Genomic DNA, 23,776 nt, shown 5'->3' with positions numbered 1-23,776 from the left:
GGCTCTGCGGTAACGGTCGACGCACAAACGGTTGAACGAGCCTCAGTGCCGAATTAGAATGAATCCTGCTTCGCGGACTGCAGGTGACTGGAGACATTGATGAAATGGGATACGCTTGAAGAGGAGCCGTGCTCGCTGGCCCGCACGGTGGCCGTGATCGGCGACCGCTGGAGTCTCCTGATCCTGCGCGAGTGCTTTCTTCGCAAGCGGAGGTTCGAGGCGTTCCAGTCCTCGCTCGGCATCACCCGCCATCTGCTCGCCGAGCGGCTGAAGAAGCTGGTGCGCTTCGGCGTGCTGCGCCGAATCCCGTACCAGGAATCGCCGAAGCGCTACGAATATATCCTGACGCAGAAGGGCCTCGACCTCTATCCGATCATCATGTCGATCGTGCACTGGGGCAACATCCACATGGTCGACTCGCGCGGCCGACCGATGCTGCATCAGCACAAGAACTGCGGACACATGTTCGACCCGGTGATGGTCTGCTCGGAATGCGGCGAGCCGCTGTCGGCCAAGGCCGTCCATGTGCATCCGGGCCCCGGCGCCCGCCAGACCTCGCCGGTGCACGCCATGGCGGCGGATGATCCGAAGGCGAAGACCAAGACCGGGACGTGACTGGGGCGCGGTAGCCCGGGTGGAGCGGAACGCGTAACCCGGGGCCGATGGATGACCCGGGTTGCGCTGCGCTCCACCGGGCTACGGGCCGGGAACCTCGCTCAAACCGGCCTAAAATCGCTCCGAATCCTTCATTTTCGGCCGGTTTTCGGCCCGTTTGCCTTGACTCTTGGCGCTTGACCGCTATAACGGCCCTCAATCCGGCGTGGGATTTCTCGCGCCGTTTGTTTTTGCGCGAATTCCGGGCACGTCCCCGCGCCGCGCGAAAATCGTAACCCATAGCGACTGAACAAGAAGCCGGCCCGGGGGATACCCCGAGGACGGGATCGAACACGAAGGAATAAAACGATGTTCGCAGTCATCAAAACCGGCGGCCGGCAGTACCGCGTCGTTCCGGATGATGTTCTCGAGATTGGCAAGATCGCCGGCGATGTCGGCACGATCGTGCAGCTTGGCGAGGTTCTGGTGGTCGGCGGCGAAACGCCGGTTCTGGGCGTGCCGACGGTGGCCGGCGCTTCGGTGGCGGCCGAGGTGCTGCAGCACAAGCGCGGTCCGAAGGTGATCGCGTTCAAGAAGCGCCGCCGCAAGAATTCCCGTCGCAAGCGCGGCTATCGCGATGAGCTGACGGTGCTGCGGATCACCGAGATCCTGACCGACAACGCGAAGCCGACGATCGGCCCGCGGCCGAAGAAGGAAAAGGTTGCTGCAGCGCCCACTGAGGATGCTGCATAAACCTTCAAAATCGCGGCGTTAGAGAAATGTGATTGTCACGTATCAAAAGTTGAAACGTGACAAAAAGTGAAATGATTCCGTCAAGGAATTGATCTAGAGAATTACTGCAGTTGGAGACGAGCTATGGCTCACAAAAAAGCAGGCGGTTCATCGCGAAACGGACGTGATTCCAAGGGCAAACGCCTTGGCGTCAAAGCGTTCGGTGGCGAGCTCGTGATTCCCGGTAACATCATCGCGCGTCAGCGCGGCACCACCTGGCATCCGGGCCTTAATGTCGGCATGGGAACCGATCATACCCTGTTCGCCAAGGTCGAGGGTCGTGTGGAGTTCCGCGCCAAAGGCAATGGCCGCACCTTCGTATCGGTAATTCCGGTGCTCGAGGCCGCAGCCGAATAGACGGTGGACGATATGAGTCCGCCGGATCCTGTTGAACCGGCGGGGCTCTAAGAGGCTCCAGGGGAGGCGGGATACCGGCCTCCCCTTTTCTGTTGCGCGTGTCCCATGTGAGGCCACGCGCAAGGATCGAAGCGTAGCGTACCGTTATCGCATCACAGGAGCCCGACATGCTGCAGGATATCCCGACCTCAATATTACGCGAGTCGAGAGGTTGCGTCCTCGAGACCGAACGGCTGACCTTGCGCAAGCCGACGCTCGCGGACGTAAAAGCAATTGCGCATCTCGCCAATGATCGTCGCATTGCAGAGAACACCCGCCGCCTGCCGCATCCTTATCTGAACGAGCATGCGGTCGAATTCGTGCGTGCGACTGCCGGGGGAGGCGGCGAGACCGTGTTCCTGATCGAGACCAGCTCCGCGCCGATAGGCGTGGTCGGCATCGACTGGCGCGAGCCTGATACTCCGGAGCTCGGCTACTGGCTCGGCGTCGAACATTGGGGCCAGGGCTTTGGCACCGAGGCCGCGCGCGCCACGATCGACTACTTCTTCGAGGAGTTCGGTCACGACTACCTGTTCTCCGGCGCCCGCGTCGCCAACCCGTCGTCGCGCAACATCCTGGAGAAATGCGGCTTCCAGTGGAGCGGCGTCGAGCTGCACCGCTTCGAAGCGCTCGGCTCCTCCACCCCGGTCGACTGCTTCCGCCTGTCGCGCAGCGTCTGGTCGTCGCTGAGGCGCTGGGGCTCATCGATGCGAAGGGATCGATAGCAGAGAAAACCGCATAGGGTCTCGCCGCAAACAACACCCGTCGTCCCCGCGAAAGCGGGGACCCATAACCACAGGAAGTTGTTGAAGCGCGAGCAAGCAGAAACTGCGCAGCGTCGTTGAGGCTACACCGGCGGGCTCACCACCGGCTCTTCCCGCCCCAGCTTCTGCTCGCGCAGGAAGATGTAGAGCCCGGCGGCGATGATGATCGCGGCCCCGACGATTGTGGCCCAGGACGGCACGTCACCCCACACGACGAAGCCGAAGATCACCGCCCAGACGATCATCGAATATTGGTAGGGCACCACCACGCTTGCCGGCGCCAGCTTCAGCGAGCGATTGACACAGAACAGCGCCGCGACCGAGATCAGCCCGGCGACGAAGAAGAGAGCAAGGCTGCCGGCATCCGGCGTCACCCAGCCGAACGGCGACAGCACGGCGCCGAGCAGGAACGTGCCGCAGAACTGCGACGAGGTCAGCACGATATCGGGTGTTGCGCGCAGCGAGCGCGTGATCAGCATCAGGACCGCGAACGACATGCTGCCGCCGAGCGCAATCATCGCCGGCAAGCTCACGGTTTGCGCTGATGGCCGGAGCGCGATCAATACGCCGCAGAAGCCGACCAGGATCGCGCTCCAGCGCCGCCAGCCGATCTGCTCGCCGAGCACCAGACCCGACAGCGCGGTGACGAAGATCGGGCCGGCAAGATAATAGGTGATGACGTCGGCGAGCGGCAGGTAGACGGTCGCAAGGAAGAAGGCGGCAACCTCGAGCGTTGACAGCGTCACCCGCAGCAATTGCAGCCAGGGACGCTCGATAGGGAAGAACGTCGCACGCTGCTTCCAGATGATCGGCAGCAGCACCACCAGTGCCGCACAGGCGCGCAGCCACAACAACTGTCCGACCGAATAGGTCGCGACGAGGAATTTCCCCATCGCATCGCCGAACGAGAACATGAAGATCGACAGCAGCATCAGCCCGATGCCGGCAAGCCGGGCGGAGCGATCATCATAGGCGGAGAGTTTTGCGAACAGGGTCATGGATGACTGGGATGCTTCTCGTCATGGCGGGATTAGAGCATGATCCGGAAAAGTGTGAGGCGGTTTTCCGAAAAGATCATGCTCAAACAATAACCTAAAGCGCGATGATGCTTCATCCTCATCTCATCGCGCTTTAGGCGGAATCGATTGCCGCATCAACATCGCTGCGATACCGGTACATCACAAAACAATTCTGCCGAGGAAAGCCCTGATATGACCGACTTCGACCCCGCCCAGCACCGCATGGTGCAAGCACAGCGCTGGTTCGAAGATTTCACCCTCGGCGAGCGCTTTGTGATCCCGAGCCGGACCCAGACCGAGGCGGTGTTCGCGGCGTTCCAGACCGCCAGCGGCGACACCCATCCGATCCACTATGACGTCGAATATTGCCGCGCCCGCGGCATGCCGCACCTGCTCGCGCACGGCTTTCAGACCCTGATCCACACCGCACCCGGCGCCGGGCTGTTTCCGTTCATCGTCGAGGAATCCATGATCGGCTTTCTCGAACAGTCGAGCCGCTTCTTGAAGCCGGTCTATGCCGGCGACACCATCTATCCCGCGCTCGAAGTGACCGAGCTTGTGCCCGGCCGCACCACCGGCGTCGTGACGTTGCGCTCCACCGTGTTCAACCAGCGCCGCGAATTGGTGCTCGAAGGCATGCAGAAGTTCTTGATCCGGCGACGGCCGGCTTAAACCCAAACGCCCTCATGCGCGAGCAGCCAGCGCTTGCGCTCCAACCCGCCGCCATATTTGACCAGCGCGCCATTGGCACCGATCAGGCGATGACAGGGCAGCACGACGCTGATCGGGTTCGAGCCGTTGGCATGACCGACAGCGCGCTGCGCGTTGGGCGCACCGAGCTTTGCCGCCATTGCGCCATAGCTCATCGTCGTGCCCACGGGGATCTTCGCCAGCGCGGTCCAGACCTTGTTTTGGAACGGCGTGCCGGCGACGCGCCACTGGATGCCGCCGAGGCGATCGAGATCGCCCTTGAAATATTCGGACAGCGCGGCGCGGATGTCCTTCGGCGCACGCGCCTGTTTCAAGACCACGGCGCCATAGTGCAGGCGCAGCAGCTCGTTCATGCGCGCCTCATAGTCCTCCCAATCCAGCGCGCGGAGCGCGCCGTCGTCATCGGTGACCAGCAACGCCACGCCGATCGGCGTTTCCAGCCGATCCAGGCCAAACGTTGTGGCCGGCTTCGTCAGTTTGTCGCGAACAGGCATTGTCGTTCCAGACATCGATGAACAGTCGCATCTTCGATCCGTCGCGTGCTACCGTCCACCCGGTTTCCGGGGATGGGGGACAAGATGTTCTGGATCGCAAACCTCTTGGTCGCGGTGGTGGCCGCGCTGCACATTTACTTCCTGATTTTGGAGATGTTTCTCTGGACCAAGCCGCTCGGCCTGAAGACGTTTCGCAACTCGATCGAGAAGGCTACCGAGTCGGCCGTGCTGGCTGCCAACCAGGGCCTCTATAACGGCTTCCTCGCGGCAGGCCTGATCTGGGGCCTGCTTCACGCCAACCCGGGCTTCGCGCTTCAGATCAAGACATTCTTCCTGCTCTGCGTAATCGTTGCCGGCGTCTATGGCGCAGCAACCGTCAGCCGCCGGATCCTCTATGTGCAGGCGGCGCCGGCTACGCTCGCGCTGATTCTGCTCTGGCTTGCCTAGGGCATTTTCGAGCGAAGCATGCCCTCGGACTTGATCCGAGGGTGGACACCGGTTCGCGTGAAGAAAACGCGTCAAAACAAGAATCTGGAGCTTCGGTTCTGATTCCATCAGAACCGAAGCTCCAGCCAACACCCTACTTTGGTCGACTGATATCGCTCGGCTTTTCAGCACGACTCCACCTTGCATTGCAGCAAGGGTTCCTCCACTATCGCCGCTAGCGATGGCATCCGGCGGGCCTTTAAGTCCGGCGGAGAAGATCATCGGCACAATCACAACACATGAGGAAACTGCGAATGAGGAACGGGTTTTTGCATCTGGTCACAGGGACGGCGCTGGCATTCGCGCTGTCGGTTTCGGCGGCCAATGCCCAGAAGAAATACGACCCCGGCGCCAGCGACACCGAGATCAAGGTCGGCCAGACCGTGCCGTTCTCCGGACCTGCATCGGCCTATGCCTCGATCGGCAAGACCCAGGCCGCCTATATGAAGATGATCAACGACCAGGGCGGCGTGAACGGACGCAAGATCAACCTGATCCAGTACGACGACGCCTACTCGCCGCCGAAGGCCGTCGAGCAGGCGCGCAAGCTGGTCGAAAGCGACGAGGTGCTTCTGACCTTCCAGATCGTCGGCACGCCATCCAATGCCGCGGTCCAGAAATATCTCAACTCCAAGAAGGTGCCGCAGCTTTTCGCAGCAACCGGCGCCTCGAAGTTCACCGACCCGAAGAATTTCCCGTGGACGATGGGCTTCAATCCGAACTACTTCGTCGAGGGCCGTATCTACGGCCAGTACATTCTGAAGAACCATCCGAACGCCAAGGTCGGCATCCTCTATCAGAACGACGACCTCGGCAAAGACTACCTGAACGGCATCAAAGCCGGCCTCGGCGACAAGGCGGCCAGCATGGTGGTGACGGAAGCCTCCTACGAGGTCTCAGATCCGACCGTGGATTCGCAGATCCTGAAGATCAAGGACGCCGGTGCGGACTTGTTCTTCAGCGCCACCACGCCGAAGCAGGCGGCGCAGGCGATCAAGAAGATCGCCGAACTCGGCTGGAAGCCAGTGCAGATCGTCGACATCAACGCGACCTCCGTCGGCGCGGTGATGAAGCCCGCCGGCCTCGAGGCGGCCAAGGGCGTGATCAGCGTCAACTACGGCAAGGATCCGCTCGATCCGACCTGGAAGGATGATGCCGGCATGAAGAAGTATTTCGAGTTCATGGCCAAGTACTATCCGGAAGGCGATAAGGACTCGAACTTCAACACCTACGGCTACTCGACCGCGCAGCTCCTGATCCATGTGCTCAAGGAGTGCGGCGACAATCTCACGCGCGAGAACGTGATGAAGCAGGCCGCCAGCCTCAAGAACGTGCAGCTCGACCTCTCGCTGCCCGGCATCGTCGCCAACACCTCGCCGACCGATTACCGCGTCAACAAGCAGCTCCAGATGATGCGCTTCAACGGCGAGCGCTGGGAACTGTTCGGTCCGATCCTCGAGGACGCCGGCCCCGCGGGTTAGTGGGACGGCTTATGGAAGACACGATCGGCGGCCTCCGGGCCGCCGATTTGTTTTATGCGTCGCTGCGCTGCTTGACCCTCATGGCGAGGAGCGCGCAGCGCGTCTCGAGACGACGCTGCGCATCGCTCGGAGAACCATGAGGCCCCGCCCGTGGCCTCGCCTTTCGAGACGGTCGCTTCGCGACCTCCTCAGGGGATAGGGCGGAGCACGCTGCCCCATCCGCCATTGCGAGCGCAAGCGAAGCAATCCATCTCTCCACTCGCGGAGGCATGGATTGCTTCGCTCCGCTCGCAATGACAGGAAAAAGCCTACTTCGGAATCTCCCCGAACGTCTTGCCCACCGGCAACACGGCATGCCTGATCAATCGCGAATCCTCCACCGCGGCCTGGCGGTGCTTCACCGCTTCGCGATAGACGGGATCGCGGATCATTTCGACGAAGGCGGCGACGCTTGGGTATTCGGCGATGAAGCTATGATCCCAGCGTTCGGCCTCGGGCCCGATCAGCATCAATTCGAAGCGGCCCTGCCAGACGATGCGGCCGCCGAGCCGCTCGAACACCGGCCCGCTCTCGCGGCCATAGGCCGCATAGGCTTCGGCGCCGGTCACCTTGCGGCCGTCCGGATAGGCGGCCCATTCGCGCAGGCGAACCAGATTGAGCATGTGGATCGGCCCCGGCCGATCACTCTCCCTGAACTGCGCGAAGACTTCCTTGGTCGGATCGATATGGCCCATGCGTCGCTCCTTTCTTTGTTTGGCGCGTTTTCTACGCCTGGTTCCCCAATCCTTACCACGCGCCGCCTCACCTCCTAATCCCGCGTTAAGCTTTGCGTAACCGGGCCTTAAACCGGGAACGCTAGCGTGCGGCGGAACGTGGTGTGAGCAGCGTTTGTGGATGGCGTGGGGAAAGAAAAAGAGCGGCGGGCGCAAGGAGCCGCTATTCGGGCTTCCGGCCGCGCTCGCCGATTTGCGGCTCTCGCCGGCCGACCGCATCCCCAATCCCGAAGACAGACCGAAGAAATCCGCCAAGCGCAGCAGTAACGGCAGCAGCGGCAGCAGTGACCCCGGCGCGGAACCGCCGCGCGAGCGCAAGCCTGCCCCGAGTGGCGGGAAACGGCGGAAATCGCGCGGCGGCTTTTCGATCGGCCGCCTGTTCTATTGGGGCGTGGTGCTCGGCCTGTGGGCGGCGATTGCGGTTATCGGCGTCGTGGTCTGGGTCGGCGCGTATCTGCCGCCGATCCAATCGCTCGAAATCCCGAAGCGCCCGCCGACGATCCAGATCGTCGGCATGGACGGCAGCGTGCTGGCGCAGCGCGGCGAAATGGCCGGCGCCAATGTCGCGCTGAAGGACCTGCCGCCATACCTACCGAAAGCCTTCATCGCCATCGAGGACCGCCGCTTCTACTCGCATTACGGTGTCGACCCGATCGGCATCGCGCGCGCAGCGGTGACCAATCTCCTGCGTCGCGGCGTGTCGCAGGGCGGCTCGACGCTGACGCAGCAGCTCGCCAAGAATCTGTTCCTCACCCAGGAGCGCACCATGCAGCGCAAGCTGCAGGAGGCCGAGCTCGCGATCTGGCTGGAGCGCAAGCATTCCAAGAACGAGATCTTGGAGCTCTATCTCAACCGCGTCTATTTCGGCTCCGGCGCCTACGGCGTAGAGGCCGCGGCGCAACGCTATTTCGGCAAGTCCGCCAAGAACGTGACATTGGCGGAAGCCGCGATGCTTGCAGGCCTCGTCAAATCGCCGTCGCGGCTGGCGCCGAACCGCAATCCTGAAGGCGCCGAGCAGCGCGCGCAGGTCGTGCTGTCGGCGATGGCGGACGCCAAGTTCATCACCGAGACCCAGGCGCAGGCCTCGATCGGCCATCCCTCCTACAACGTGAAGCCGGCCGGCGCCGGCACCGTGAACTATGTCGCCGACTGGATCGGCGAAGTGCTCGACGACCTCGTCGGCCAGATCGACCAGAACATCACGGTCGAGACCACGATCGATCCGAAGCTGCAGAACGTCGCCGAAGCCGCCATCATCGACGAGCTCGCCGCCAAGAGCGTGAAGTTCAACGTCACCCAGGGCGCGCTGGTGGCGATGACGCCCGAGGGCGCGGTGCGCGCCATGGTGGGCGGACGAAACTATGCCGAGAGCCAGTACAACCGCGCGGTGACCGCCAAGCGCCAGCCCGGCTCGGCCTTCAAGCCGTTCGTCTATCTCACCGCGGTCGAGGCCGGGCTGACGCCGGAGACGATCCGCACCGATGCGCCGCTCGATATCAAGGGCTGGAAGCCGGAGAACTACACCCACGAATATTTCGGCTCGGTGACGCTGACGCAGGCGCTGGCGATGTCGCTGAACACGGTCGCGGTCAGGCTCGGGCTCGAGGTCGGGCCGAAGAACGTGGTGCGGACCGCACACCGGCTCGGCATCTCCTCCAAGCTCGACGCCAACCCCTCGATCGCGCTCGGCACCTCCGAGGTCTCGGTGATCGAGCTGGTCGGCGCCTACGCGCCCTTTGCCAATGGTGGCACCGCCGTCTCGCCGCATGTGGTGACGAGGATCCGCACCGATAAAGGCAAGCTGCTCTACGTCCGCCCGGCCGACCCGCTCGCCCGGGTGGTCGAGCCGCGTTATGTCGCGATGATGAACGCGATGATGATGGAGACGCTGATTTCCGGCACCGCGCGCAAGGCCGAAATTCCGGGCTGGACCGCGGCCGGCAAGACCGGCACCAGCCAGGATTTCCGCGATGCCTGGTTCATCGGCTACACCGCCAATCTCGTCACCGGCGTCTGGCTCGGCAACGACGACAATTCGCCCACCAAGAAGGCGACCGGCGGTGGACTGCCGGTGGAGGTGTGGAGCCGCTTCATGCGCACGGCGCATCAGGGCGTGCCGGTCGCGAGCCTGCCGAATTCGCAAGTCGGCTGGGCGCTGTCGAACCTGGTGCAGGCCTCGTCGCAGGTCAGCGCGCCATCACCGCAGTCGCTCGCGCCACCCGCACCCGTTCCATCCGCCGGTCAGTATCGCCCGCCAACGCCGGCGCCGACGCGGGCCTCCACGCCGCCCAATCCCGGTGCGCGTCCGGAAGCTGCGGCGGGATTGGATGGTTGGCTGGTCGATCGCCTGTTCGGCGGCCGCTGATCGCGTAGTTCTTGTAGGATGGGTAGAGCGAAGCGAAACCCATCAATTGGGCCGCGGCGGCGAAGGTGATGGGTTTCGCTTCGCTCTACCCATCCTACGAGTCTAGCTATTCCGTCCTCCCGGCGAAGGCCGGGACCCATACCGCGTGATCTGTCGATAAGGATTCGGGGCAGTCGCCGTCCGCAAAACTGCTCCCTGGGGTTATGGGTCCCGGGTCAAGCCCGGGACGACGGCGGAGTGGTGGCGAGAGCGCGGCTTAATCCTCGATCCCGTAGCGGTGCAGGTCGTTGCCGTGGGTGTCGAGCCAGGTCTTGGCGCGATCCACCGACGAGCAGATCCGGCCCACGGTCTTCCAGAACCGCAGCGAGTGATTCATCTCGACCAAATGCGAGACTTCATGCGCGGCGAGATAGTCGAGCACGTAGGGCGGCGCGAGGATCAGGCGCCAGGAGAACGACAGCGATCCGTGCGAAGTGCAGGAACCCCAGCGGCTCGATTGATCGCGGATCGAGACACGGCGCACGCGCACACCGAGTTCCGCCGCATAGGCCAAGGAAGCCTTCTGCAGATCCTTGCGCGCTTCGCGCTTGAGGAAGTCGTGCACGCGGCGGTCCATGTGCTCCGGCTCGCCGGCCACGCACAAAATCCTTTCGCCGCTGTCACGGATCTCGGTCCACACCGTCCCGCGTTCGCCGGCGCGATGCACGAGCCGATGCGGCACGCCGCGCAGCGGCACCACTGTGCCGGGTTGGAACGGTGCCGCCTTCGGCAGACGACCGAGACGCGCGGCGATCCAGCCGCCATGAAGCTGCGCAAAGTCGCGCGCATCGGCGATGGTGCCGCGCGGCGGCATCGTGAGGATCGCTTCGCGGTCAGTTGGATGAATGCGAAGCGTGTAGCGACGCGCGCGCCTATGCCGCCGTAGCCTGATCGCGAAATATTGGGAGCCGTGCTTGATGAGAAGAGTCGAGGGTTCGGCGGGCCGCCGATAGAGGAGCGCGCGAGTAGCCATTTCTGAGAGTCCGGGGAGGAAGAGTTCGCCCGGATTCTGCCATATCCGCCGCCAGGGAAATCGCTCGGCGCAAAAACAAATCATTTGCCCAATATACAGAGGCTGCCCGTGGTTTGACCCCCACATCGTGGGGTCGGAACCCGAAAAATTTGGGCCGACCCGGCCCGAAATCACCCCCCAAGGAACGAGTCAAAACTCATTCCTTGAGCGATCGCCGAATCCGGATTCTTTTAATCAATTCAGCGACTTACAAACCCACCCAAAACGGGCTCGATCACGTCGCTATTCAGCGGCTGCGACCAAGGAAAGCCGTGTATTCGCCGACGAAACCATGAAATCGGAGATGCGCGGCACGATTTCAGCGCGGAAACGCGAACCGTTGAACACACCATAGTGTCCGACGCCCTTCTGCACGTAATGCACGCGGCGATGATCGGGAATCGACGTGCACAAAGCATGCGTCGCTTCGGTCTGGCCAAGGCCGGAGATGTCGTCCTTCTCGCCTTCCACCGTCATCAACGCAACGCGCCTGATCTTGGAGGGAACGACCAGCTCGCCACGATGGGTCATCTCGCCCTTCGGCAGCGCGTGCTTGACGAAGACGAGGTCGACCGTCTGCAGATAATACTCGGCGGTCAGGTCCATCACCGCGAGATATTCGTCATAGAATTCGCGATGCTTGTCGACGAGATCACCGTCGCCCTTCACCAGATTGGCGAACAGCGCCTTGTGCGCATCCATGTGGCGGTCGAGATTCATGCTGATGAAGCCGTTGAGCTGCAGGAATCCCGGATAGACGTCGCGCATCATGCCAGGATGCGGGAACGGCACCTTGGTGATGACATTGTTGCGGAACCATTCGATGCCGCGTTCGGCGGCGAGGTTGTTGACCGCAGTCGGATTGCGGCGGGTGTCGATCGGGCCGCCCATCAGCGTCATCGACAGCGGCACGAAGGGATCGCGCCGCGCTTCCATGAGCGAGACCGCGACCACCACAGGCACCGAGGGCTGGCAGACCGCGATGACATGCATGTTGCCGCCGAGCGCATGCAGCATCTCGATGAGGTAATCGACATAGTCATCGAGATCGAAGCGACCTTCGGACAGCGGCACCATGCGCGCATCGGCCCAATCGGTGATGTAGACCTCGTGGGTCGGCAAGAAGGCTTCGACCGTGCCACGCAGCAGCGTCGCGTAATGGCCGGACATCGGCGCCACGATCAGCACGCGCGGCTGGGGGCTGCGGAGCGGCCGGGTCAGCTTGCGATCGAAATAGAGCAGCCGGCAGAACGGCTTTTCCCAGACCGTGCGGACTTCAACCGCCGTACGCACGCCGTTGACCTCGGTCTCGTCGAGGCCCCAGTCCGGCTTGCCGTAGCGGCGGGTGGTTCGCTCGAACAGTTCGCAAGCCGCGGCGACGGATTTGCCGACTTCGGTATGCGTCCACGGATTGAGCGGATTCTGAAACAGGATCTTGGTGGCGTCGGTCACCGCGCGCGCCGGGTTCAGCGACGAATGCGCCATCTCGTACATCCAGTACAGTGGCGTCGTGAGCGCCGGACTGCCTTCGGCCGCCAGCGGCGGGGCGCCGCCAAATTCACCAATCGGCATTTGCTTCAAAATCCTTGTTTGCGACGCAGCATACTGGCCAATGAGTAATAAAGCGTCAATGCACCGATCGGTCCATTTATGCCTCGAAAAGCCGTAAATAACCGGGAATCCACGGGAAAGTGAAAGTTATTCGCCACTGCTGAGCAGCGAGCCGTTGCGTTTGGCGCTGCGCAAAAGGGCAAGAAAGATCGAAAATGACGCGACAAGCAGCACCGCGTTGATGACGAGGGCGTCGACCATCAGCTCGGTGCGGAAGACGTGGTCGATCAAGAGCGCCCGCATGCCCTCGAACACATAGGTCGGCGGCAGCATCCAGGCGACGACCTGCAGCCAGGGCGGCAAGACGCTGACGGGATAATAGATGCAGGCAAGCGGCATCAGCGCGAACATCAGCGTCCAGACGATGCTCTCTGCGCCGAGCCCGTTCCGCAGCACGAGGCCGGAGGCGAAAATGCCGACCGACCAGCTCATGAAGATCAGGTTGCAGAAGAAGGCGATCAGCGGCAGGCCAATGGCGTAGAAGTTGAACCCGAAGAAGAACAGCGCCAGCAGCGTCATCGGAATGACGCCGATGGCGAGGCGGATCAGGCTCATGATCATCAGCGAGATCAGGAACTCGATCGGCTTCAGCGGACTCATCATGAGATTGCCGAGGTTGCGCGCCCACATCTCCTCAAGGAACGAGATCGAAAATCCGAGCTGGCCGCGGAACAGGATGTCCCACAGGATGACCGCGCCGATCAGGGTGCCGCCGGCCTGCGCAAAGAAGCCCGAGGTCTGCGAAATGTAGTTCTGCAGGAAACCCCAGGTGATGATCTGCAGCGCCGGCCAATAGACCAGTTCCAATAGTCGCGGCCAGGACGACAGCAACAGGTACCAATAGCGCAGCACCATCGCGTTGATGCGGTTGAGCGACAGCCCGCGATGGACAGCAATCTCGCTCATGTCGCGCTCTCCCGGGTACGGCCGCGGGCGACGTCTAGGAACACCTCTTCCAGTGTGTCGCGGTTGTAGCGGGCCATGATCCGATCGGGACTGTCGTCATCCTCGATCTTGCCGCGCTTCATGATGATGACGCGGTCGCACAGCCGCTCCACCTCCAGCATGTTGTGCGAGGCGAGCAGGATCGTCGCGTTATGGCTCTTGCGGTAGTTCTCCAGGTGCTGCCGCACCCAATCGGCGGTATCGGGATCGAGCGAGGCGGTCGGCTCGTCCAGGAGCAACAGGTCAGGTTCGTTGATCAGTGCCTTGGCGAGCGCCACGCGCGTCTTCTGGCCGGCGGACAGCTTGCCGTTGGCTCGGTCGATGAAGTCGCGCAGATCGAGATCGGAGGCGAGCCGATCGATCCGCTCTGTGAGATTCCGCACGGCATAGAGCCGGCCGAAGATCGTGAGATTCTGGCGCACGGTGAGCCGCATCGGCATGTCGACATAGGGGCTCTCGAAATTCATCCGCCCGAGCACCTCGGCGCTCTGCTCGGGCATCGGAAAGCCCAGCACATGGATGCGGCCGGAGGTCGGCAGCACCAGGCCCATGATCATGGCGATCGTCGTGGTCTTGCCGGCGCCATTGCCGCCGAGCAGCCCGGTGATGCTGCCGCGCGCGATCCGGAACGAGACATCGTCGACCGCGCGGGTGGCCTTGTAGACCTTCACCAGATGCGCGACATCGATCGCGGCCGAAGCTACGGGATCGGAAGCTGGCGGCTTACGCGAAATTGTCTGTTCGATGTTCATTCAACCCGTTTCATTGAGGCATCACGTCCCCGAGCGCAAGGAGCTCGTCATGCCCGGGCTTGTCCCGGGCATCCACGTCTTACTCTCCCTCGGCGGCAAGAACGTGGATGGCCGGGACAAGCCCGGGCATGACGGAGGCCACAACAGCCAGATCACGCGCGTTTGTGATCGAGCTGTCGTGTAGCTAGAGTGAGGATATGACCGACGTTGCCGCCTCCGATTTCCGCCAACCACGCCGCCATGTTCGCCTGGATACAATTCTGCGGCTGCGTTGGCTGGCCGCGCTCGGCCAGCTCGCCGCGATCTTCATTGTCGCGCAGGGCCTGGAATTCGACGTCCCCGTCATCCCCTGCATCGCCATCATCGCGCTGTCGGCGCTGCTCAATCTCGCCCTGCAGATCGCGTTCAACCCGATGCAGCGGCTGGAGCCGATCTATGCCGCGGCGCTGCTCGCGCTCAACATTGTCGAGCTTGCCGGCTTATTGTTCCTGACCGGCGGCCTGCAGAATCCGTTCTCATATTTGTTCCTGGCGCCGGTCCTGATTTCCGCCACCGCGCTGCCGGTCCGGCTGACGATCGCGCTCGGCTGTCTCGCGGTCGCCTGCGCATCGGCGCTGGTGTTCTTTCATTTGCCGCTGCCCTGGGACGCCGACGATCCGCTGGTGTTGCCGCCGATCTATCTGTTCGGCGTCTGGCTCTCGATCCTGCTCGCGATCGGCGTCACCAGCCTGTACGCGTTCCAGGTCACCGAGGACACGCGAAAGCTCTCGGACGCGCTGGCTGCGACCGAGCTGGTATTGGCGCGCGAGCAGCATCTGACCCAGCTCGACGGCCTTGCGGCCGCGGCCGCGCACGAGCTTGGCACGCCGCTCGCAACCATCTTCCTGATCTCGCGCGAGCTGGAAGGTACGGTGAAGGACGGCCCGCTCGCTGCCGACCTGAAGACGCTGCGCGAACAGGCGCAGCGCTGCCGCGACATCCTGGGCAAGATCACCCAGCTCTCCTCCACCGGTGCGCCGTTCGACCGCATGAAACTGTCGACGCTGATCGAGGAGGCTGTTGCACCGCACCGCGATTTCGGCGTTGCAATCAAGGTGCGGCTTGCTGTCGCAGTCACCACGGAACCGGTCGGCGCCCGCAATCCCGCGATCCTCTATGGCGTCGGCAACATCCTGGAAAATGCAGTGGATTTCGCCAACCAGACCGTCGAGGTGAATGCCTGGTGGAACACAGACACCGTCGAAATCGTCATTTCCGATGATGGCCCCGGCATCGCCCCTGATATGCTGAACCGGATCGGCGAGCCCTATTTGTCGCGGCGCCGCAGTGCGGATGAGGCGCAAAACGGCCGCACAGGGCTTGGTCTTGGCGTTTTCATCGCGCGGACGCTGCTGGAGCGCACCGGCGCCAAGGTCACGTTCACCAACCGCGTGTTTCCCGATCACGGCGCCGTGGTTCAGATCGTGTGGCCCCGCGACGTGTTCGAGACGAACGATGCCGCCGACGACATGATGGGCTGAACACAATTCGACAATTTGACGCATTAATCGCCGATTTCGGGCGGCCTTGGCATCGCCGCAGTCACACGCCATATGTTTGGGATTGGAGAAGGGATAGCAGAACCGTGAACGCCATCGCCGAACTGAACGATCAAACCGACCGCTCATTGCTCATCGTCGAGGACGACAAGCCGTTTCTGGAGCGCCTGTCGCGCGCCATGGAGACCCGCGGCTTCACCGTGACATCCTGCGATACTGTGTCCGATGGTCTGGCGCAGATCGGAAAGGCCGCGCCTGCGTTTGCGGTGGTCGATCTCCGTTTGGGCGACGGCAACGGCCTCGACGTCGTCTCGGCGTTGAAGCGCAAGCGCCCCGATGCGCGCGCGATCGTGCTCACCGGCTATGGCAACATCGCCACCGCCGTGACTGCGGTGAAGATGGGCGCGATCGATTATCTCTCGAAGCCCGCGGACGCCGACGATGTCGTCGCAGCATTGCTGGCGAGCGGCACCGAGAAATCCGAACCGCCGTCCAACCCGATGTCGGCCGACCGCGTGCGCTGGGAGCACATCCAGCGCATCTACGAGATGTGTAACCGCAACGTCTCGGAAACCGCGCGCCGCCTCAACATGCACCGCCGGACGCTGCAGCGCATCCTGGCCAAGCGCGCGCCGCGGTAATTCGTAGCGTTAATTTGTAGGGCGGGCAAAGCGCAGCGTGCCCACCATTCACGATCGGTGCAAGAGAAGGTGGGCACACTTCGCTTTGCCCACCCTACGGCTCCCCTGTTTCCCCTCATGGTGAGGAGCCGCGCAGCGGCGTCTCGAACCATGAGGCCCCGTCTGTGGCCTCATCCTTCGAGACGCGCGTTCCGCGCTCCTCAGGATGGGGGTCTCACCCTAATCTAAAACTCCGCATGGCCCTGCGGGTCGAGCAAGCGGTTGAACCGCTGCGCCGCCGCGATCGCAAAGCGCACCGTCATCAGCTTGCGGGTCGGCGCCGGCAGCCGATGCTCCGGCGCCTCGCAATGCATGTGCGCGCCATAGGCGTCGGCGATGATCAGACCGGTATCAGTGGGAAAGATCTCGCACGGCAGATCCTGCGTGAAGGCAAAGAACAGCCGGTCGCAATGGAGGCGATAGTCCTGCCATTTCTGGTCGGCGCGCAAGTCCTCCACCGACGACTTGATCTCGACGATCCAGATCTCGCCGCGCTCGTTCAGCGCCACGAGATCGGCACGCCGGCCCGACGGCAGCGGCAATTCGCTGATGCAGGAGAACCCGAGCGAGCGCAACAGTCGCGCCGTGCCGCGCGCGATCGCAAGCGCCGTCTCCGACTGGCGACGGTCCGGCGGCGGAACAAGGGCGATGTTGCGGGCGGACGATTCCATATCAATAACCTAGCCGATTCCGCCGGACCACCCAACACGGCTATGGCGGGAACCCAAGCTGCTCTCTCCGCTTAATAGACGGCCGCTGAATCACCCGGGCGGACCTGTGAGGGAAGCCCTGTGATCGACGACCTCTGGTACAAGAACGGCGTTATCTACTGTCTTTCCGTCGACACCTATATGGATGCCAATGGCGATGGTGTCGGCGATTTCAAGGGGCTGTTGCGCCGGCTGGATTATCTCCACGGGCTCGGCGTCACCGCGATCTGGCTGATGCCGTTCCAGCCCTCGCCGGGCCGCGACGGCGGCTACGACATATCGGACTATTACGGCGTCGATCCTCGCTATGGCACGCTCGGAGACTTCGTCGAATTCACCCACGGCTGCAAGCAGCGCGGCATCCGTGTCATCATCGACCTTGTCGTCAACCACACGTCCGACCAGCATCCCTGGTTTCGCGAGGCGCGCAAGAACAAAGAATCCCGCTATCGCGACTGGTATGTCTGGTCCGACAAGAAGCCGGCCAATGCCGACACTGGCATGGTGTTTCCCGGCGTGCAGAAGTCGACCTGGAGCAGGGACAGGGAATCTGGCGCCTGGTACTTCCATCGCTTCTACGATTTTCAGCCGGACCTCAACACATCGAATCCGCATGTGCAGGCGGAGATCCTCAAGATCATGGGGTTCTGGATTCAGCTTGGCGTCTCCGGCTTCCGCATGGATGCGGTGCCCTTCGTGATTGCGACCAAGGGACCAAACGTCAAGAAGCCGGTCGAGCAATACGACATGCTGCGCGCCTTTCGCGAATTCCTGCAATGGCGCGAGGGCGACGCCATCATTCTGGCCGAAGCCAATGTGCTGCCGAAAACCGACATGGAGTATTTCGGCAGCGATGGCGACCGCATGCACATGATGTTCAATTTCCAGGTCAACCAGCATCTGTTCTATGCACTCGCCTCCGCCGACTCGCGTCCGCTCGCAAAAGCGCTCTGGGCGACAAAGCCGCGACCGGCGACGGCGCAGTGGGGCCTGTTCCTGCGCAACCATGACGAACTCGATCTCGGCCGCCTGACCGACGCGCAGCGCAAGATCGTGTTCAAGGCGTTCGGCCCCGACAAGGAGATGCAGCTCTACGATCGCGGCATCCGCCGCCGCCTCGCGCCGATGCTGGGCGGCGACCGGCGCCGGCTCGAACTGGCCTACAGCCTGATGTGTACGCTGCCGGGCACGCCGGTCATCCGTTACGGTGACGAGATCGCGATGGGCGACAATCTCGATCTGCCGGAGCGCGGTTGTGCACGCACGCCGATGCAGTGGTCGACGGAGCCGCATGCCGGATTCACGAAGGGCGACAGGCCGGCGGCGCCCGTCATCGATACCGGCCCTTACGGTTATGAGCACGTCAATGTCGCCAAGCAGCGCCGCGATCCCAATTCAATGCTGAACTGGACCGAGCGCATCATCCGCATGCGCAAGGAAGTCCCGGAGGTCGGCTGGGGCGACTTCAGCATCATCGACACGCATGATCCAGCCGTATTCGCGATCCGCTACGACTGGCGCAACAATTCGGTGCTGTTCGTCCATAATCTCGATGACAGGCCGCGCGAGGTGGCCTTTCGGGCCGGGCTTCCCGGTGATACCGGCAAGCTCCTGATCAACCTTCTGACGGAAGATCACAGCCGTGCCAATGGCCGCGGTCAGCACCGGCTACTGCTCGAGGCCTACGGCTACCGCTGGTACAGGGTCGGCGGGCTCGATTATCTGTTGAAACGCAGCGATATCGATCAGGCCGACAAAGGCGGTCACCCGGCCTGATCATCGATATCGGCCGATTCGCCCTGCTCCAGCTCTGGCTGGTGGAGGTCGGCGGCATCGCGATCTCGGTGCCCCGGTGGGGCGATGATGACGCCTTCATTGCCACGGAGATCGAGCACGCTTTCGATCGTCTCTCCCCTGCGGTCGAGGAAGGTCGACAGCAGGATTTCGCTGCCGAAAGCGATCGCGCTCGAGGTGACCGCGGCCGGCTCGGCCCCCAGGTTCAGCGCCACGATCAGCGCGCCGTCCTCGCCACGCCGGCGATAGAGCAGGATGTCGCCCTGCGCGGCGACCCGTTCATAGCTGCCGGTCACGAGCTGTGGCCATTGCCGACGAAGCGCGATCAGCGCCTTGTACAGGTTGAGGATCGACGTCCTGTCGGCACCGAGACTGGCGACGTTTTCGCGCAGCGCATCATGGGCGAGCGGCAACCAGGGCTTTGCGGTCGAGAAGCCGGCATTGGGCTCGGCGTCCCATTGCATCGGCGTGCGGCAGCCGTCGCGGCCGACGCCGATACCCGGCACGTTCCTTTCGAAGGGATCGCGCACTTCATTGGGCGCGATCGGAACCTGGCGCATGCCGATCTCGTCACCGTAATAGAGCGTCGGCGTGCCGCGCAGCGTCAGCAGCAGCATGGCGGCGACGCGCGCCTGCTCAGGCCCGACCCGGCTCGCGACCCGCGGCCGGTCGTGATTGCCGAGCACCCAGTTCGGCCATGCGCCCTGTGGCAGCGCCTTCTCATAATCCTCGATGATCCGCTCGATCGAGCGCGCGCTCCACAAGGTCGACAGCAGCGCGAAGTTGAACGGCATCTGCGCGCCGGTGAGATCGTTGCCGTAATAGGCGACGAGGCGATGCAGTGGCAGATAGATCTCGCCGATCAAGACCCGGGCCTCGAATTCCTCGGTGACGCGCCGCATCTCGGCGATCACCTCGTGCACCTCCGCCTGGTCGGTGGAATATTGCGTCAGAAACTTCTCATGCGGCGGCCGGCCCTCGTGATAATGCGGATTGGGCGGGTTGTCGCGAAACTTGGCGTCCTTGATCAGATGCCAGATGACATCGACGCGAAAGCCGTCGACGCCCTTGCCGAGCCAGAACCGCATCACGTCATAGATCGCCGCCCGGACCTCCGGATTGCGCCAGTTCAGGTCCGGCTGCTGGGCCAGGAAGGCGTGGTAGTAATATTGCCCGCTCTCGCTGTCATATTCCCAGGCGCTGCCGCCGAATTCCGACAGCCAATTGTTCGGCGGTCCGCCGCCCGGCTTCGGATCGCGCCAGATGTACCAGTTGCGCTTGGGGTTATCGCGCGAGCTTCGCGATTCGATGAACCAGGGATGCTGGTCCGAGGTATGGTTCGGCACCAGATCGAGGATCAACTTCAGCCCCGCGTCGTGGGCTGCGGCGACCAGCGCGTCGAAATCCTCCATCGCGCCGAACTGCGGATCGATGCCGGTGTAGTCGGAAATGTCGTAGCCGAAATCGACCATTGGCGACGGATAGATCGGCGACAGCCAGAACGCATCGACGCCAAGTTCTCTCAAGTACGGCAATCGCCGCAAAATTCCCTTGAGATCGCCGACGCCGTCGCTGTTGGAATCCTGAAACGAGCGCGGATACACCTGATAGAAGACGCCGCGCCGCCACCAATCTTTTTCAATATCGCCCAAATCACTCATATCGTCACGTCACCCTTCAATTCAGGCTTGAACGTGGCAAGGCGCTAACGCGTGGCGCGTTTGCGTGAAAATTTCGATGCATAACGTATTAATGATTCGTATCGAAGCGAGCCGCGAGCTCCGCTTCACCTCGCCCCGCTTGCGGGGAGAGGAACATCACACGTGGCGGCCGGTCGCGAGCTGGTAGATGGTGATCAACACCTCGAACAGGATCAGCAAGACGATGATCATCTCGAGCCGCAGCGAGCGGCGGGTATCGATGATGTCGGTCAGGACCTGCGCGGTCTCGGCGATGACCGCGAGCTTGCGGTTGAGCGATTCGGTGCGCTCCTTCAGTTCGTATTCGTCCTCGAGCCGGGCATAGAGCCGCTCGAGCTGCGGCTTGTCCCAGAGGATGTCGGGCTTCTCGGACACTTCGACCGGCCCCGAGACGCGATGGCGGACCGACAAGGCATTGCCGATGTGCTTCAGGATCGCGCTGCGGCTGCGATGGATCTGCCCGCTCTTGGCGAGCTCGCGCGCGAACGGCTCGGTCGTGTCGAACACCGCGGCGACCTCGCGCTCATGGCGCGCCAGCACGACGCTCTTCGCCAGCGCCTCGCCGACTAGGATCAGCCGCTCCGGCGACAGGCTCTGCAGACAGATCGGACCGCCCGGCGGAATTTGATCGTCCTTCTCGGAGGCGAGCTCGATGGTGGCGCTCTCCTCCTCGCGCCGCGCGAACGGCGCGACCAGGCGCGACTGCAGCCCGCGCAGGAACTCCTCCTCCTCCAGCGCATTCAGGCCAATCAGGACCACGACACCGTAACGGAACAGGATCGCGACCCCGTTATCATTGACGCGGAACGCCAATGGCGTCGTCGCCAGTACATCGCTGCGCTCGAGCCCCGACGTGTTCAGGCGCTCGGCCACAAAGAAGGCGCGGGCCGTGGTGCGCGGGCCTCCGAGCGGCGACCGCGAAACCTGGCTCACGGGATGTTCCGTCACGGTGGATGCCATTCCTCTTTCACACTACATGTTCAAGAACTGTGCAATCCTATCACAGACCGGCCAATGGGCGCAGGATGTTCCGGACCCTTGTTGACGGGGTCCAAGGGAAGAATAAGGTGCCGCCATGGATGACAAAACCGAAACAAAACCGAAGGCCGGCGCCATCATCGTGCCGGTGACGCTGTTTGAGCAGAACTGCACCATCCTCTGGCACGAGCCGAGCAAGAAGGCGGTCGTGATCGATCCTGGCGGCGACGTCCCGAAGATCCAGGAGGCGATCAAACAGACCGGCGTCAGCGTCGAGAAGATCTGGATCACCCATGGCCATATCGACCATGTCGGCGGCGCCGCCGAACTGCGCGATGCGCTGAAGGTGCCGATCGAGGGCCCGCATATCGCGGACAAATATCTGCTCGACAATGTCGTTGCGAGCGGCGCGCGTTTCGGCATGAGCGGCGTTCGCGACTTCGCGCCGGACCGCTGGCTCGAGGAGGGAGAGCAGGTCACGATCGGCGAACTCACCTTCGAGATCCTGCATTGCCCCGGCCATTCGCCGGGCAGCGTCGTGTTCTTCAACCGCGAATTGCGCTTCGCCCATGTCGGCGACGTCCTGTTCAACGGCTCGGTCGGCCGCACCGACCTGCCCGGCGGCAGCCACGAGACGCTGATCAGGTCGATCAAGGAGAAGCTGCTGCCGCTCGGCGACGATGTCGGCTTCATCTGCGGCCACGGCGCCGGCTCCAGCATCGGCCAGGAGCGGATGACGAACCCGTTCATCACCGGCGAGCTGTAAGCGACGCCGCGGCTAGAGCATGATCCGGAAAAGTGTGAAGCGGTTTTCCCTCGCGACAAACGCGAAGCGTTTGCGCGGAGATCATGCTCAAACAATAAGCTAAAGCGCGATGATGATTCATCCTCATCTCATCGCGCTTTAGTAACCGCGGCGCCAGAATTACTTCATCAAACCAGCGGCTGTCAGTGCCCGGGTGATCACATCGCTGATCTCGCGGGCGCGGCCGCGGAGGTTGCGTGACGGCGCAGCCTGACGCGAGGGAGCGGCGCGCGGCAAGGGCATCGGCTGCTTTGCCGTTTCCTTTGCGACCGGCTGCGCCACAGGCTTGACCGCCGGCTTGTCGGCTTCTTTCGGAGCCGGCGCGGGTCGGCGAGCCTGTTCGGTCAAGCCGAAGAAATTCGCGATGTGGTAGGACGACGAAATCCCGGCCTCGATCAGGAAGGCGCCGGCCTCGCCATAGCGTTCGTCATTGGCAGCGGGGCCGAGCGGCGTGCCGTGAGCCATACCGGTGATGGTGTAGGATTCGACGACCGTCTCGCCGTTCGAATCCCACCACACATCGCACGGATAACCGTCGACCATCGTGGTCGCCATCGGCGTCTCAGGCAGGCCGTGCACGTCGAGCCATTGCCGGACGATCGCGTCCGCATTGCCGGGATTGACGGTGCGATCGGCACTGCCGTGCCAGACCGAAACCTTCGGCCACGGACCGTGGTGCTTCCACGCGCCGCGCACCAGATCGCCCAATTCAGTGGCGGTGCGCGACGACGCCCGCATCATGCCATTGAGGGCTTGGCGCAGGTTGGTGGCGATGCCGAACGGCAGGCCGGCAACGATCGCGCCGGCCGCGAACACGTCCGGATAGGCCGCGAGCATCACCGAGGTCATGGCGCCGCCGGCGGAGAGTCCGGTGATGTAGATACGACGCGGATCGAGCTTGTGGTCGACCACCATGCGCGCGATCATCTGACGGATCGAGCCAGCCTCGCCCTTGCCGCGCTTGATGTCCGCCGGATTGAACCAGTTGAAGCAGGTGTTGGCGTTGTTCGCGACCTGTTGCTCCGGCAGCAGCAGCGCAAAGCCATAGTGACGCGCAAGCGTCGACCAGCCCGCACCGAGATCGTAACCGGCCGCGGTCTGGCCGCAGCCGTGCAGCACGACCACCAGCGCGGCACCGCGCGGCAGCTCTTCCGGCACGAACGAATACATCTTCAGCGCGCCGGGATTCGATCCGAAATCGGCGGTCTCGACCAGCGGACTGTCGACCGCAGGTGCAAGGCTTCGCCCGTAGACGGCGGCAAGCCCATTGAATCCGCTCAGCCGGGGCAGATGGCTTAGGAACTCGATGTTCTTGGCAAGTGACAACAGCAACTCCT

The 23,776-nt window shown here is 63.0% G+C and carries 23 protein-coding genes; 12 read left to right on the top strand and 11 right to left on the bottom strand.

Features of this window, described 5'->3' with window-relative positions; genetic code table 11:
• The first annotated feature begins 99 nt into the window (after positions 1–99).
• The 4 genes from AC5ZGW_RS34285 to AC5ZGW_RS34270 all read left to right on the top strand — a co-directional run bounded on the left by AC5ZGW_RS34285 (position 100) and on the right by AC5ZGW_RS34270 (position 2,507).
• Entirely contained in the window at positions 100–615 is a 516-nt protein-coding gene (locus AC5ZGW_RS34285) for a winged helix-turn-helix transcriptional regulator (protein ID WP_028162425.1), read from the top strand.
• Positions 616–963: 348 nt separating this feature from the next.
• The gene (gene rplU, locus AC5ZGW_RS34280; protein WP_130227986.1) at positions 964–1,347 is read left to right on the top strand and encodes a 50S ribosomal protein L21; all 384 of its coding nucleotides are present in this window, start codon (positions 964–966) and stop codon (positions 1,345–1,347) included.
• A gap of 123 nt (positions 1,348–1,470) precedes the next feature.
• A complete protein-coding gene (gene rpmA, locus AC5ZGW_RS34275) occupies positions 1,471–1,743 on the top strand; it encodes a 50S ribosomal protein L27 (RefSeq protein ID WP_027583052.1) in 273 nt (90 codons plus the stop codon).
• Positions 1,744–1,910: 167 nt separating this feature from the next.
• Entirely contained in the window at positions 1,911–2,507 is a 597-nt protein-coding gene (locus AC5ZGW_RS34270; protein WP_130227985.1) for a GNAT family N-acetyltransferase, read from the top strand.
• Positions 2,508–2,629: 122 nt separating this feature from the next.
• Here the strand turns inward: AC5ZGW_RS34270 and AC5ZGW_RS34265 are convergent, their stop codons facing one another.
• Entirely contained in the window at positions 2,630–3,544 is a 915-nt protein-coding gene (locus tag AC5ZGW_RS34265; protein ID WP_130227984.1) for a DMT family transporter, read from the bottom strand.
• Positions 3,545–3,757: 213 nt separating this feature from the next.
• Between AC5ZGW_RS34265 and AC5ZGW_RS34260 the strand changes: the two genes are divergently transcribed.
• Complete coding sequence (locus AC5ZGW_RS34260; protein ID WP_028162430.1) at positions 3,758–4,237, top strand: MaoC family dehydratase; 480 nt, start codon at positions 3,758–3,760, stop codon at positions 4,235–4,237.
• Here AC5ZGW_RS34260 and AC5ZGW_RS34255 read toward each other — a convergent pair.
• Positions 4,234–4,770 (bottom strand): methylated-DNA--[protein]-cysteine S-methyltransferase, encoded by a 537-nt coding sequence (locus AC5ZGW_RS34255; RefSeq protein ID WP_130227983.1) that lies wholly within the window; start codon positions 4,768–4,770, stop codon positions 4,234–4,236. The genes AC5ZGW_RS34260 and AC5ZGW_RS34255 overlap by 4 nt on opposite strands.
• 84 nt (positions 4,771–4,854) lie before the next feature.
• On the opposite strand from AC5ZGW_RS34255, the gene AC5ZGW_RS34250 reads away from it, so the two are divergent.
• Together AC5ZGW_RS34250 and AC5ZGW_RS34245 are read left to right on the top strand one after the other, a co-directional pair.
• Complete coding sequence (locus AC5ZGW_RS34250; protein ID WP_130227982.1) at positions 4,855–5,217, top strand: DUF1304 domain-containing protein; 363 nt, start codon at positions 4,855–4,857, stop codon at positions 5,215–5,217.
• Between the two features lie 293 nt (positions 5,218–5,510).
• Positions 5,511–6,737, top strand: coding sequence for an ABC transporter substrate-binding protein (locus tag AC5ZGW_RS34245; RefSeq protein ID WP_165435382.1), 1,227 nt, complete (start codon positions 5,511–5,513; stop codon positions 6,735–6,737).
• Between the two features lie 308 nt (positions 6,738–7,045).
• Here the strand turns inward: AC5ZGW_RS34245 and AC5ZGW_RS34240 are convergent, their stop codons facing one another.
• Positions 7,046–7,471, bottom strand: coding sequence for a DUF1330 domain-containing protein (locus AC5ZGW_RS34240; protein ID WP_130227980.1), 426 nt, complete (start codon positions 7,469–7,471; stop codon positions 7,046–7,048).
• Between the two features lie 160 nt (positions 7,472–7,631).
• Here AC5ZGW_RS34240 and AC5ZGW_RS34235 point away from each other — a divergent pair, with 160 nt between their 5' ends.
• On the top strand, positions 7,632–9,875 hold the full coding sequence (locus tag AC5ZGW_RS34235) for a transglycosylase domain-containing protein (RefSeq protein WP_130227979.1): 2,244 nt from the start codon (positions 7,632–7,634) through the stop codon (positions 9,873–9,875).
• A gap of 256 nt (positions 9,876–10,131) precedes the next feature.
• Here AC5ZGW_RS34235 and AC5ZGW_RS34230 read toward each other — a convergent pair whose 3' ends face one another.
• From AC5ZGW_RS34230 to AC5ZGW_RS34215, 4 genes are all read right to left on the bottom strand, one after another.
• On the bottom strand, positions 10,132–10,971 hold the full coding sequence (locus AC5ZGW_RS34230; protein ID WP_130227978.1) for a M48 family metallopeptidase: 840 nt from the start codon (positions 10,969–10,971) through the stop codon (positions 10,132–10,134).
• A 198-nt stretch (positions 10,972–11,169) separates the two neighbouring features.
• Complete coding sequence (locus tag AC5ZGW_RS34225; RefSeq protein ID WP_130227977.1) at positions 11,170–12,498, bottom strand: polyhydroxyalkanoate depolymerase; 1,329 nt, start codon at positions 12,496–12,498, stop codon at positions 11,170–11,172.
• A gap of 126 nt (positions 12,499–12,624) precedes the next feature.
• On the bottom strand, positions 12,625–13,443 hold the full coding sequence (locus AC5ZGW_RS34220; RefSeq protein WP_130227976.1) for an ABC transporter permease: 819 nt from the start codon (positions 13,441–13,443) through the stop codon (positions 12,625–12,627).
• The gene (locus tag AC5ZGW_RS34215; protein WP_130227975.1) at positions 13,440–14,234 is read right to left on the bottom strand and encodes an ABC transporter ATP-binding protein; all 795 of its coding nucleotides are present in this window, start codon (positions 14,232–14,234) and stop codon (positions 13,440–13,442) included. The genes AC5ZGW_RS34220 and AC5ZGW_RS34215 overlap by 4 nt, the downstream gene beginning before the upstream one ends.
• A 197-nt stretch (positions 14,235–14,431) precedes the next feature.
• Between AC5ZGW_RS34215 and AC5ZGW_RS34210 the strand changes: the two genes are divergently transcribed.
• Entirely contained in the window at positions 14,432–15,754 is a 1,323-nt protein-coding gene (locus tag AC5ZGW_RS34210) for an ActS/PrrB/RegB family redox-sensitive histidine kinase (protein WP_130227974.1), read from the top strand.
• A 104-nt stretch (positions 15,755–15,858) separates the two neighbouring features.
• Positions 15,859–16,413: an ActR/PrrA/RegA family redox response regulator transcription factor gene (locus tag AC5ZGW_RS34205; RefSeq protein WP_130227973.1), complete on the top strand. Its 555-nt coding sequence runs from the start codon at positions 15,859–15,861 to the stop codon at positions 16,411–16,413.
• A 224-nt stretch (positions 16,414–16,637) separates the two neighbouring features.
• Here the strand turns inward: AC5ZGW_RS34205 and AC5ZGW_RS34200 are convergent, their stop codons facing one another.
• A complete protein-coding gene (locus AC5ZGW_RS34200; protein WP_028162441.1) occupies positions 16,638–17,123 on the bottom strand; it encodes an MmcB family DNA repair protein in 486 nt (161 codons plus the stop codon).
• 120 nt (positions 17,124–17,243) lie between these two features.
• Here AC5ZGW_RS34200 and AC5ZGW_RS34195 point away from each other — a divergent pair, with 120 nt between their 5' ends.
• Positions 17,244–18,938 (top strand): alpha-amylase family protein, encoded by a 1,695-nt coding sequence (locus AC5ZGW_RS34195; protein WP_130227972.1) that lies wholly within the window; start codon positions 17,244–17,246, stop codon positions 18,936–18,938.
• Here AC5ZGW_RS34195 and AC5ZGW_RS34190 read toward each other — a convergent pair.
• On the bottom strand, positions 18,926–20,617 hold the full coding sequence (locus AC5ZGW_RS34190) for an alpha-amylase family glycosyl hydrolase (RefSeq protein WP_130227971.1): 1,692 nt from the start codon (positions 20,615–20,617) through the stop codon (positions 18,926–18,928). The genes AC5ZGW_RS34195 and AC5ZGW_RS34190 overlap by 13 nt on opposite strands.
• A gap of 156 nt (positions 20,618–20,773) precedes the next feature.
• Entirely contained in the window at positions 20,774–21,616 is an 843-nt protein-coding gene (locus AC5ZGW_RS34185) for an RMD1 family protein (RefSeq protein ID WP_165435381.1), read from the bottom strand.
• A gap of 115 nt (positions 21,617–21,731) precedes the next feature.
• Here AC5ZGW_RS34185 and AC5ZGW_RS34180 point away from each other — a divergent pair, with 115 nt between their 5' ends.
• Positions 21,732–22,400, top strand: a complete 669-nt coding sequence (locus AC5ZGW_RS34180; protein WP_130227969.1) for an MBL fold metallo-hydrolase — start codon at positions 21,732–21,734, stop codon at positions 22,398–22,400.
• A 159-nt stretch (positions 22,401–22,559) separates the two neighbouring features.
• Here the strand turns inward: AC5ZGW_RS34180 and AC5ZGW_RS34175 are convergent, their stop codons facing one another.
• Entirely contained in the window at positions 22,560–23,765 is a 1,206-nt protein-coding gene (locus tag AC5ZGW_RS34175) for an extracellular catalytic domain type 1 short-chain-length polyhydroxyalkanoate depolymerase (protein WP_496114028.1), read from the bottom strand.
• Between the last annotated feature and the right edge of the window lie 11 nt (positions 23,766–23,776).

The sequence above is a fragment of the Bradyrhizobium sp. Crot121 genome (assembly GCF_059512385.1).
The sequence above is the reverse complement of the archived record's forward strand: the minus strand, read 5'-3'. Positions and strand labels throughout refer to the sequence as shown.

Bases quoted from the DNA above. Each gene is read 5' to 3' on its own strand.
- AC5ZGW_RS34285 (WP_028162425.1), top strand. From the start codon at position 100: ATGAAATGGGATACGCTTGAAGAGGAGCCGTGCTCGCTGGCCCGCACG.
- rplU (WP_130227986.1), top strand. From the start codon at position 964: ATGTTCGCAGTCATCAAAACCGGCGGCCGGCAGTACCGCGTCGTTCCG.
- rpmA (WP_027583052.1), top strand. From the start codon at position 1,471: ATGGCTCACAAAAAAGCAGGCGGTTCATCGCGAAACGGACGTGATTCC.
- AC5ZGW_RS34270 (WP_130227985.1), top strand. From the start codon at position 1,911: ATGCTGCAGGATATCCCGACCTCAATATTACGCGAGTCGAGAGGTTGC.
- AC5ZGW_RS34265 (WP_130227984.1), bottom strand. From the start codon at position 3,544: ATGACCCTGTTCGCAAAACTCTCCGCCTATGATGATCGCTCCGCCCGG.
- AC5ZGW_RS34260 (WP_028162430.1), top strand. From the start codon at position 3,758: ATGACCGACTTCGACCCCGCCCAGCACCGCATGGTGCAAGCACAGCGC.
- AC5ZGW_RS34255 (WP_130227983.1), bottom strand. From the start codon at position 4,770: ATGCCTGTTCGCGACAAACTGACGAAGCCGGCCACAACGTTTGGCCTG.
- AC5ZGW_RS34250 (WP_130227982.1), top strand. From the start codon at position 4,855: ATGTTCTGGATCGCAAACCTCTTGGTCGCGGTGGTGGCCGCGCTGCAC.
- AC5ZGW_RS34245 (WP_165435382.1), top strand. From the start codon at position 5,511: ATGAGGAACGGGTTTTTGCATCTGGTCACAGGGACGGCGCTGGCATTC.
- AC5ZGW_RS34240 (WP_130227980.1), bottom strand. From the start codon at position 7,471: ATGGGCCATATCGATCCGACCAAGGAAGTCTTCGCGCAGTTCAGGGAG.
- AC5ZGW_RS34235 (WP_130227979.1), top strand. From the start codon at position 7,632: ATGGCGTGGGGAAAGAAAAAGAGCGGCGGGCGCAAGGAGCCGCTATTC.
- AC5ZGW_RS34230 (WP_130227978.1), bottom strand. From the start codon at position 10,971: ATGATTTGTTTTTGCGCCGAGCGATTTCCCTGGCGGCGGATATGGCAG.
- AC5ZGW_RS34225 (WP_130227977.1), bottom strand. From the start codon at position 12,498: ATGCCGATTGGTGAATTTGGCGGCGCCCCGCCGCTGGCGGCCGAAGGC.
- AC5ZGW_RS34220 (WP_130227976.1), bottom strand. From the start codon at position 13,443: ATGAGCGAGATTGCTGTCCATCGCGGGCTGTCGCTCAACCGCATCAAC.
- AC5ZGW_RS34215 (WP_130227975.1), bottom strand. From the start codon at position 14,234: ATGAACATCGAACAGACAATTTCGCGTAAGCCGCCAGCTTCCGATCCC.
- AC5ZGW_RS34210 (WP_130227974.1), top strand. From the start codon at position 14,432: ATGACCGACGTTGCCGCCTCCGATTTCCGCCAACCACGCCGCCATGTT.
- AC5ZGW_RS34200 (WP_028162441.1), bottom strand. From the start codon at position 17,123: ATGGAATCGTCCGCCCGCAACATCGCCCTTGTTCCGCCGCCGGACCGT.
- AC5ZGW_RS34190 (WP_130227971.1), bottom strand. From the start codon at position 20,617: ATGAGTGATTTGGGCGATATTGAAAAAGATTGGTGGCGGCGCGGCGTC.
- AC5ZGW_RS34185 (WP_165435381.1), bottom strand. From the start codon at position 21,616: ATGGCATCCACCGTGACGGAACATCCCGTGAGCCAGGTTTCGCGGTCG.
- AC5ZGW_RS34180 (WP_130227969.1), top strand. From the start codon at position 21,732: ATGGATGACAAAACCGAAACAAAACCGAAGGCCGGCGCCATCATCGTG.